The organism is Frateuria sp. (genome assembly GCF_013362045.1).
Taxonomy (GTDB): Bacteria; Pseudomonadota; Gammaproteobacteria; order Xanthomonadales; family Rhodanobacteraceae; genus Frateuria_A.
This window is the reverse complement of sequence record NZ_JABFWW010000289.1, coordinates 1-9,088: the sequence shown is the minus strand read 5'-3', so window position 1 is coordinate 9,088 and position 9,088 is coordinate 1. Positions and strand designations below refer to the sequence as shown.

Sequence of the window (9,088 nt, the reverse complement as noted above, 5' to 3'; positions counted from 1 at the left end):
GCCCTGCTTGGCGCCGGCCGCGGTGGCCGGGGCCCGCGTCGCGGGCTTGGCAGCCTGCGCCACGACCACGCTGCTCGACAGCGCGAAGACGAGGGCAACCATGCCTACAAGAGCAGCGCCCCCAAGGGCAGCAGGCCGGAAACCGGCGGACCGAAAACTCATACACTTGTCTCCCGAAAGACCGCTCACATCCGCCGCGAACCGCTGCCAACATGGCCTGCGGCAGGCAGAAACCGCGGGATTATCCCCGCGCCAACGCATCCTGGTCAAACCGTTCCCATGCCCAATCCTCTCAACGGCGCGCAGTTCGTGCTGGCCGCCCATCGCATCAGCCAGTTGCCCGCCGACCGTGGTGCGGAGGTGGCCTTTGCCGGCCGTTCCAACGCCGGCAAGTCCAGCGCGCTCAATGCGCTGGCCGGGCACAAGGGCCTGGCGCGCACTTCCAAGACGCCGGGGCGCACGCAGCAGATGGTCGCCTTCGCGCTGCCGCCGCTCAAGCCGGGCGAGGGCGAAGCGCCGCTGGAAGCGCGCCTGATCGACCTGCCCGGCTACGGCTACGCCAAGGTGCCCGAAGAGCTGCGCGAGCACTGGAGGCAGGAAATCGATGCCTACCTGCACACGCGCCGCAGCCTGCGCGGCGTGGTGCTGATCGCCGACATCCGCCATCCGCTCAAGGACTTCGACCGGATGATGCTGGACTTCTGCTTCGAGACGAACCTGCCCTGCCATTTGCTGCTGACCAAGGCGGACAAGCTCTCGCGCAACCAGGCGATGCAGGCGCTGGCGGCGGTGCGCAAGGAGTTCGGCGAGGGCGTGCAGGCCAGCGCGCAGGTGTTCTCCTCGGCCGACGGCACCGGCGTGGAACCGGCGCGCGAGGCGGTGCTTACCCTGCTGCGCACGCCGCGCGAGTGATCCGCAGGGTGGGCTTGAGCCCACCAGGCATTCTCGCGAGGTGGCGGGTGGGCTCAAGCCCACCCTACGAAAAGCGGATCAGCAGCCCAGCGATGCCATGAACACCGCGCACAGCGTCGCCATGCCTTCGCGGTCGTCCTCGTCGAAGCGGCCCATGAGCGGGCTGTCCACATCCCAAACGCCCAGCAGCGAGCCGTCCGGCTTGGTGAGCGGCACCACGATCTCCGATTGCGAAGCGGCGTCGCAGGCGATGTGGTCCGCGAAGGCGTTGACGTCGCGCACCAGCTGGATCTGTCTCGTCCTGGCGGCGGTGCCGCAGACGCCGCGGCCCAGCGCGATGCGCACGCAGGCTGGCTTGCCCTGGAACGGGCCGACCACCAGTTCGGTGCCGTCGAACAGGTAGAACCCGGCCCAGTTGAGGTCGGGCAGGCTGTTGAACACGAGCGCGCTGAAGTTGGCCGCGTTGGCGATCAGGTCGCGCTCGCCGGCGAGCAGGCCGCGCGCCTGGGCTGCCAGGTCCGCGTAGTGTTCGTGCTTGCTGGCGTAGGTGGTCTCGGAGAGGTGGAACATCGGCGCGGCTTCCGCAGCAAAGCCCGTATTATGCGCCGACCACCGGTGGGGAGAGGGAACGATGAGCCTGACCGAGCAGCGCGAAGGCGTCGAGGCGGGGCGGCTGGACATGTTCGTGGATGGTGCCTTCGCACTGACGCTGACGCTGCTGCTGATCGGCGGCGAGGCGATTCCGCACAGCGCCGCCGAACTGCTGGCCACGCTGGGCGGCATTCCGGCCTTTGCCGCGTGTTTCGCGCAGATCGCCATGTTCTGGTATGGCCACGTGCGCTGGCGCCACCATTGCCCATCCAGCGACGGCACCGGCCGGGTGCTTTCGCTGCTGCTGGTGTTCCTTGCGCTGATCTTCGTCTATCCGTTGCACATGGTGTTCGCCAGCCTGTTCAACGGCATCAGTCCCTGGTTTCCGAGCGAGTTCCATTCCACCGGCGCGGCCGACCTGCGCACGCTGTTCATCTGCTATGGACTGTCCTTCGCCTGCATGGGCGGCACGCTGGTGCTGCTGTTCCGCCACGCCACGCGCGTGGCCGTACGCGCCGGGCGCAACCCAGCCGACGCGCGGCGCGGCGTGGTGCTGTGGAGCGTGCCCACGGCGGTCGGACTGCTGTCGGCGGCAGTGGCGCTGGCGTTGCCGCTGTCGGCCCCGCAGGGCTGGTGGGGGCTGCCCGGCTTCGTGTATTTCCTGATGGCGCTGACCGGACCGGTCATGCGCCGCTTCCGCCGCCGGCACGGCCTGGCCTGATGCGCGCGCTGTTCGTCGCCGGCACCGACACCGGCATCGGCAAGACGCACGCGGCGTGCACGCTGATCCATGCGCTGCGCCTGCACGGCCTGCGTGCGTGCGGCATGAAGCCGGTTGCCAGTGGCTGCCTGGAGACGCCGGAGGGCCGGCGCAATGAGGACGCGCTGGCGCTGCAGGCGGCCGGCAGCGATCGGCTGCCCTACGAGGCGATCAATCCGATCGCATTGCGCGAGCCGCTGTCGCCGCATCTGGCCGCTCGACTGGAGGGTGCGGTCATCGACCTGGCGTCTTTGCGGGCGGCTTTCGATCGCCTGCGCGCTGCGCACGACAGCGTCGTGGTCGAAGGCGTAGGCGGCTGGATGGTGCCGCTTGCGCCGGGCCTGCTGGCATCCGCAATCCCGCGCCAATGGGACCTGCCGGTGGTGCTGGTGGTCGGCCTGCGCCTGGGTTGTCTCAACCATGCCCTGCTGAGCGCGCGGGCAATCCTCGCCGACGGCTGCCGGCTGGCCGGCTGGATCGGCAACCGCATCGACCCGGCGATGGCGGCGGTCCAGGACAACCTGGAAACCTTGCGCGAATCGCTGCCCGCACCTTGCCTGGGTGTCTTGCCGTATGGCCTCGAACCTGCCCAGGCGGCCGGACTGCTGACCGTTGAAGGCCTCGTCGAACGCCGGTCGCCGTGAGCGCATGGCGAAGTCGAAGGGTCGCCATGTGGCACGACCCATGTGGCAGCGACTTCACGCGCCGCATGCTTCGATGCCTTCCGGATTCACTGCAGGAGCGCGCATGAGCAACCGCAATCGCTACTACCTCTCCATCGACGACATCCGCCGTGCACACGGCGCCGACCCGGCCTTGGCATGGCAGGGCGCCAGCCCCACGGATCTGGCTGCCGCGCTGCAGGAAGCGCTGCGCGGCAGCGGCCTGTTCGAGCGCTGGCGCGCGCAGCAGCCGGACCCGGACGATGTCGACATGGGCCTGGCCGCGACCGACCCGCAGGCGAGCGCCAGCGCCCGGGTGTCCGACCTGCACGTGGATCTGGACCTGGTCACGGACCTGCCGATGCGCGTGGTGCGCCAGCGGCTGGACTGGCTGATCGGTTCGAGCTGGAAGCTGCGCGACATGCGCGCAGCCTGAAGCCGGCGGCGGCATCCGACTTCCGGCCCTTGGAAGTCCTGCCCCAGTGTGGTTAGAGTCGAATGCTTGACTCAACCGTTCCGCGTTGCGGACGCCACCCCTGGGGGAACCCTGATGCCTCGTCTCCGCCTGCTCGTGATCGCCACTTCGATCGCCATGGCCGCCTGTTCGCATTCGTCCAACGAAGCCAACCCCTCCACGCCCGCGCCCGCCGCGAGCGCGCCGGCCGCCGGCGCCAGCACGGCCCAGGCCAGCGCCGCCAATCCGTTCTTCGCGGCCAGCACGCTGCCGTTCCAGGCGCCGCCGTTCGACAAGATCAAGGAAGGCGACTACCAGCCGGCGATCGAGGAAGGCATGCGCCAGCATCTGGCCGAGATCGAGAAGATCGCCGGCAATCCCGAAGCGCCGACCTTCGACAACACCTTCGTGGCGATGGAGAAGTCCGGTGCGCTGCTCAAGCGCGCGATGCTCGCCTTCGACACGGTAACCGGCGCCAACACCTCCGACGCCTTGCAGAAGGTGCAGGAACAGGAGGCGCCCCGGCTCGCCGCGCACCAGGACGCGATCTACCTCAACCCCAAGCTGTTCCAGCGCGTGGAGACGATCTACAACCAGCGCGACAAGCTCAGCCTGGATGCCGAGTCGATGCGCCTGGTCGAGGTCACCTACAAGGATTTCGTGCACCACGGCGCCAAGCTGTCCGATGCCGACAAGGCCAAGCTGAAGGACCTCAACAAGGAAGAATCCACCCTCAGCACGCAGTTCACCAACAAGCTGCTGGCGGCGACCAAGGACGGCGCGCTCGTGGTCGGCGACAAGGCCAAGCTGGCCGGTCTCTCCGAGGGTGACCTCGCCGCCGCCGCACAGGCCGCGCAGGGACGCAAGCTGGACGGCAAGTGGGTGCTGCCGCTGCAGAACACCACCCAACAGCCGGCGCTGAAGGACCTCGACGACCGTGCCACCCGCGAGGCGCTGTTCAAGGCGTCGTGGGACCGTGCGGAGAAGGGCGACGCCAGCGACACCCGCGCCACCATCGAGCGCATCGCGCAGATCCGCGCCGAACAGGCCAGGCTGTTGGGCTACCCGACCTACGCCGCGTGGAAGCTGGAAGACCAGATGGCCAAGACGCCGGAGACGGCGATCTCCTTCATGCAGAACCTGGTGCCGGCCGCCACCGGCCGCGCCGAGCGCGAGGCGAAGGACATCCAGGCGGTGATCGATGCGCAGCACGGCGGCTTCAAGCTCGCCGCATGGGACTGGCAGCACTACGCCGAGCAGGTGCGCAAGGCCAAGTATGACCTGGACGAGAACCAGATCAAGCCCTACTTCGAGCTGGACAACGTGCTGCAGAACGGCGTGTTCTACGCCGCCAACCAGCTCTATGGCCTGACCTTCAAGGAGCGCCACGACATCCCGGTGTACCAGCCGGACGTGCGCGTGTTCGAGGTGTTCGACAAGGACGGCACCTCGATGGCGCTGTTCTATTGCGACTATTTCAAGCGCGACAACAAGAACGGCGGCGCCTGGATGAGCAACCTGGTCGAGCAGTCGACCCTGCTGGGCACCAAGCCGGTGGTCTACAACGTGGCCAACTTCACCAAGCCGGCGCCGGGCCAGCCCGCGCTGCTGTCGTTCGACGACGTGACCACCATGTTCCACGAGTTCGGCCACGCGCTGCACGGCATGTTCGCCGACACCAAGTACCCGTCGCTGTCCGGCGCCAACACCGCGCGCGACTTCGTCGAGTTCCCTTCGCAGTTCAACGAGCATTGGGCGACCGACCCGAAGATCTTCGCCCACTACGCCAAGCACTACAAAACCGGCGAGCCGATGCCGCAGGCGCTGGTCGACAAGATCAAGCAGGCGCGCAACTTCAATAAGGGCTACGACATGACGGAGCTGGTCGGGGCCGCGCTGCTGGACATGGGCTGGCACACGCTGAGCGCCGACGCGCCCAAGCAGGACGCCGACAAGTTCGAGATGGACGTGTTGACGAAGGACAAGATCAATCTGCCCTACGTGCCGCCGCGCTACCGCTCCAGCTACTTCCAGCACATCTGGGGCAACGGCTACGCCGCCGGCTACTACGCCTACCTGTGGACGCAGATGCTGGCCGACGACGGCTTCGAGTGGTTCAAGGAGCACGGCGGCCTGACCCGCGCCAACGGCGACCGCTTCCGCCAGATGGTGCTCTCGCGCGGCAACACCGAGGACCTGGCCAAGATGTACAAGGACTGGCGCGGCAAGGACCCCAGCGTGGAGCCGATGCTGATCGACCGCGGGCTGAAGGAAGCGCCCAAGGGCAACGAGAAGTAAGGCGAAGGGCCGGCGCAAGCCGGCCCTTTCCTTTTGCTCCCTCTCCCCTCGGGGGAGGGAGCAGGCTCAGTACGCGAACTCGCGGAACACCGGGTCGATGCTGCCCTTCCACGGCCCGTGGAACAACTCCAGCTTGCGTTCGGCCGGCGTCTGGTTGGCCTCGACGATCTCGATCAGCGGTTCGAGGAAGATGCCCTCGTCGGCGCCATGCTTGTTGAGGCGTGCGCGGCGCTTGAGCCCGTGGGCGGCGATCTTCAGCGTCTCGCGGGCCAGGTCGCGCACGGTGCCGCGGCGGAACGCCAGCTTCAGCGCCTGCCTCGGCACGCCGTCGCGCAGGGCATGGCGCTCTTCCATCGTGAAGTCCTTGACGAGGTCCCAGGCCGCGTCCAGCGCCTCGTCGTCGTAGAGCAGGCCGACCCACAATGCGGGCAGGGCGCACAGCCGGTTCCACGGGCCGCCGTCGGCGCCGCGCATCTCCAGGTACTGCTTCAGGCGCACCTCGGGGAAGGCGGTGGTCAGGTGGTCGGCCCAGTCCTTCATCGTCGCACGGGCGCCCGGAGCGGTCTCCAGGCGGCCGTCGAGGAAGCGGCGGAAGTCCTGTCCGGACAGGTCGATGTAGCGCCCGTCCTGGTAGCTGAAGTACATCGGCACGCCGAGGATGTAGTCGACGTAGCGCTCGTAGCCGAAGGCCTCGTCGAACACGAAGTCGAGCATGCCGGTGCGGTGCGGGTCGGTGTCGGTCCACACGTGCGAGCGGTAGGAAAGGAAGCCGTTGGGCCGGCCTTCGGTGAACGGCGAGTCGGCGAACAGCGCGGTGGCGACCGGTTGCAGCGCGAGGCTGGCGCGGAACTTCTTGATCATGTCCGCCTCGCTGGAAAAATCCAGGTTCACCTGCACGGTGCAGGTGCGCGTCATCATGTCCAGTCCCAGGCCGCCGACCTTGGGCATGTACTCGCGCATGATCTTGTAGCGGCCCTTGGGCATCCACGGCATCTCGTCGCGGCGCCACTTGGGCTGGAAACCCATGCCTAGGAAGCCCAGCCCCAGGCCGTCGGCGACCGAGCGGACTTCCTCCAGGTGCGCGTTCACCTCGCAACAGGTCTGGTGGATGGTCTCCAGCGGCGCACCGGAGAGCTCCAGCTGGCCGGCCGGTTCCAGCGTGATGTTGGCCTTGCCGCGGGTGAGCGCCACCGGCGTCTCGCCCTCCCGCGCGATTTCCCAACCGTACCGCGCGGCCAGACCTTCCAGCAGCGCGCGGATGCCGCGCTCGCCCTCGTAGGCCGGCGACCTGAGGTCATCGGTGCGGAAGCCGAACTTCTCGTGTTCCGTGCCTATGCGCCAGGCCTCGCGTGGCTTCTCGCCGGCGGCGAGGTAGTCCGCCAGCTGCTGCCGGCTCTCGATCGGGGTGCTCTTTACGGCACTGGGTATGGACACGGCGACGCCTTGCTGGGAGGGAGCGGCCACTATGGGGTCGCACAGGGCCACAAAAAGGGGAGGGAGCCGAAATAGTGTACGCCCGGGTTCTGGAGGGCGCGCGTGAAATGCCGAGGCTGCTGTGACGACGCTCGGATACGCAGGCGCCCCTGCGTCCTGGCGGCATGGCAGTCTCCGGCACAGCCGGTGCGCTGCGGCGCGGGGACGCGCCATGGCCGAACGGCGGCTCCACGATGCAGGCACTCCCCTCGTGGACGACGGTGGGCACGCCAGGCGCCGGTGCCTGCTGCCAGCGAGGCGGGATCGGGGTGTCCACAAAAAAGGCCGGCGCAAGGCCGGCCTTTCCGCGGTCCGGGGCTTGCCCTAGCGCTTCATCGAATTGAAGAACTCGTCGTTGGTCTTGGTGTTCTTCATCTTGTCGAGCATGAACTCCATCGCCGCCAATTCGTCCATCGGATGCAGCAGCTTGCGCAGGATCCAGATCTTGGCGAGCAGGTCCGGGTCGATCAGCAGGTCCTCGCGGCGGGTGCCGGAGCGATTGATGTCGATGGCGGGGTAGACGCGCTTCTCGGAGATGCGGCGGGACAGGTGCACTTCCATGTTGCCGGTGCCCTTGAACTCCTCGTAGATCACCTCGTCCATCTTGCTGCCTGTATCGGTCAGCGCGGTGGCGATGATGGTGAGCGAGCCGCCTTCCTCGACGTTGCGCGCGGCGCCGAAGAAGCGCTTGGGCCGCTGCAGTGCGTTGGCGTCGACGCCGCCGGTGAGCACCTTGCCGGAGCTGGGCACCACCGTGTTGTAGGCGCGGGCGAGGCGGGTGATCGAGTCGAGCAGGATCACCACGTCCTTCTTGTGCTCGACCAGGCGCTTGGCGCGCTCGATCACCATCTCGGCGACCTGCACGTGCCTGACCGCGGGCTCATCAAATGTGGAGCTGATGACCTCGGCGCGCACGGTGCGCGCGATCTCGGTGACCTCCTCCGGGCGCTCGTCGATCAGCAGCATGATCAGGTGCACGTCGGGGTGGTTGTACTGGATCGACTGCGCGATGTTCTGCAGCATCATCGTCTTGCCCGACTTCGGCTGCGAGACGATCAGGCCGCGCTGGCCGCGGCCGATCGGCGCGACCAGGTCCAGGATGCGGCCGGTGATGTCCTCGGTCGAACCGTTGCCGCGCTCGAGATGGAACGCCTTGCGCGGGAACAGCGGCGTCAGGTTCTCGAACAGCATCTTGTTCTTCGACGCCTCCGGCGGATCGCCGTTGATGTCGTCGACCTTGAGCATCGCGAAATAGCGCTCGCCTTCCTTCGGATGGCGCACGCGTCCGGTGATGTAGTCGCCGGTGCGCAGGTTGAAGCGGCGGATCTGGCTCGGGCTGACGTAGATGTCGTCCGGGCCGGCGAGGTAGGACTCGTCGGCCGAGCGCAGGAAACCGAAGCCGTCCTGCAGGATCTCCAGCACGCCTTCGGCCCAGATGCCGCCGCCGGAGCGGGCGTGGGCCTTCAGGATGTTGAAGATGACGTCCTGCTTGCGCGCGCGCGCCACGCCTTCCTGGATGCCCAGCGACTCGGCAAATTCCAGCAGCTGGATGGCGTTCTTGCGCTTGAGTTCGGTGAGGTTGATCAGGCGGTCGCTGCTGCCGATGTCGGCGTTCTCGTCGTCCTCGGGCAGGCCGCGCGGATTGCGGTTGGGCTGGCCCTGGCCGCCACCTTGCCCGCCCTGGGGGCGCTGGCCGCGCTCGTGGCGGCGACGACGGCCGCGGCCGTCGCGGTCGTTGCGATCATTGCGGCGCTCGTTGTTAGCGTTCGGCTGCTGGCCATTGGCGTTCTGTCCACCTTCGCGAGGCTCCTGCGGCGCACGCTGGGCGTTGTCGCCGGCCTCGACGGACAGGCTGGCTTGCGCAGGTGCCGGAGCCGGCGTGGGCGGCGGCGTTGGAGCCGGTGCCGCAGCCTGGGGCGGTGCGGGCGCTGGCGCTGC

Annotated in this window: 8 protein-coding genes; 5 read left to right on the top strand and 3 right to left on the bottom strand. The window is 67.9% G+C overall.

The window, feature by feature from the left end:
- Positions 1-279: 279 nt before the first annotated feature.
- Positions 280-912: a ribosome biogenesis GTP-binding protein YihA/YsxC gene (gene yihA / locus HOQ08_RS13850; protein WP_291196042.1), complete on the top strand. Its 633-nt coding sequence runs from the start codon at positions 280-282 to the stop codon at positions 910-912.
- Positions 913-990: 78 nt separating this feature from the next.
- Here yihA and HOQ08_RS13845 read toward each other — a convergent pair whose 3' ends face one another.
- On the bottom strand, positions 991-1,482 hold the full coding sequence (locus HOQ08_RS13845) for a GAF domain-containing protein (RefSeq protein WP_291196038.1): 492 nt from the start codon (positions 1,480-1,482) through the stop codon (positions 991-993).
- A 61-nt stretch (positions 1,483-1,543) separates the two neighbouring features.
- Here HOQ08_RS13845 and HOQ08_RS13840 point away from each other — a divergent pair, with 61 nt between their 5' ends.
- The 4 genes from HOQ08_RS13840 (at position 1,544) to dcp (ending at position 5,677) form a co-directional block, all read left to right on the top strand.
- Positions 1,544-2,224 (top strand): TMEM175 family protein, encoded by a 681-nt coding sequence (locus HOQ08_RS13840; protein WP_291196035.1) that lies wholly within the window; start codon positions 1,544-1,546, stop codon positions 2,222-2,224.
- Positions 2,224-2,907: a dethiobiotin synthase gene (bioD, locus tag HOQ08_RS13835; protein WP_291196032.1), complete on the top strand. Its 684-nt coding sequence runs from the start codon at positions 2,224-2,226 to the stop codon at positions 2,905-2,907. The genes HOQ08_RS13840 and bioD overlap by 1 nt, the downstream gene beginning before the upstream one ends.
- A gap of 103 nt (positions 2,908-3,010) precedes the next feature.
- Positions 3,011-3,361, top strand: coding sequence for a hypothetical protein (locus tag HOQ08_RS13830; RefSeq protein WP_291196029.1), 351 nt, complete (start codon positions 3,011-3,013; stop codon positions 3,359-3,361).
- A gap of 114 nt (positions 3,362-3,475) precedes the next feature.
- The gene (gene dcp / locus HOQ08_RS13825; protein WP_291196026.1) at positions 3,476-5,677 is read left to right on the top strand and encodes a peptidyl-dipeptidase Dcp; all 2,202 of its coding nucleotides are present in this window, start codon (positions 3,476-3,478) and stop codon (positions 5,675-5,677) included.
- Between the two features lie 66 nt (positions 5,678-5,743).
- On the opposite strand, the gene HOQ08_RS13820 is transcribed toward dcp, so the two are convergent.
- Both HOQ08_RS13820 and rho read right to left on the bottom strand, forming a co-directional pair.
- Positions 5,744-7,111: a glutamate--cysteine ligase gene (locus HOQ08_RS13820; protein WP_291196023.1), complete on the bottom strand. Its 1,368-nt coding sequence runs from the start codon at positions 7,109-7,111 to the stop codon at positions 5,744-5,746.
- A gap of 363 nt (positions 7,112-7,474) precedes the next feature.
- A partial coding sequence (gene rho / locus HOQ08_RS13815; protein ID WP_291196021.1) for a transcription termination factor Rho occupies positions 7,475-9,088 on the bottom strand: 1,614 nt, incomplete at its 5' end.

What these genes read in the sequence shown, in the direction of transcription:
- HOQ08_RS13830 (WP_291196029.1), top strand. Translation starts at nt 3,011, where the DNA reads ATGAGCAACCGCAATCGCTACTACCTCTCCATCGACGACATCCGCCGT.
- HOQ08_RS13845 (WP_291196038.1), bottom strand. Translation starts at nt 1,482, where the DNA reads ATGTTCCACCTCTCCGAGACCACCTACGCCAGCAAGCACGAACACTAC.
- bioD (WP_291196032.1), top strand. Translation starts at nt 2,224, where the DNA reads ATGCGCGCGCTGTTCGTCGCCGGCACCGACACCGGCATCGGCAAGACG.
- yihA (WP_291196042.1), top strand. Translation starts at nt 280, where the DNA reads ATGCCCAATCCTCTCAACGGCGCGCAGTTCGTGCTGGCCGCCCATCGC.
- dcp (WP_291196026.1), top strand. Translation starts at nt 3,476, where the DNA reads ATGCCTCGTCTCCGCCTGCTCGTGATCGCCACTTCGATCGCCATGGCC.
- HOQ08_RS13840 (WP_291196035.1), top strand. Translation starts at nt 1,544, where the DNA reads ATGAGCCTGACCGAGCAGCGCGAAGGCGTCGAGGCGGGGCGGCTGGAC.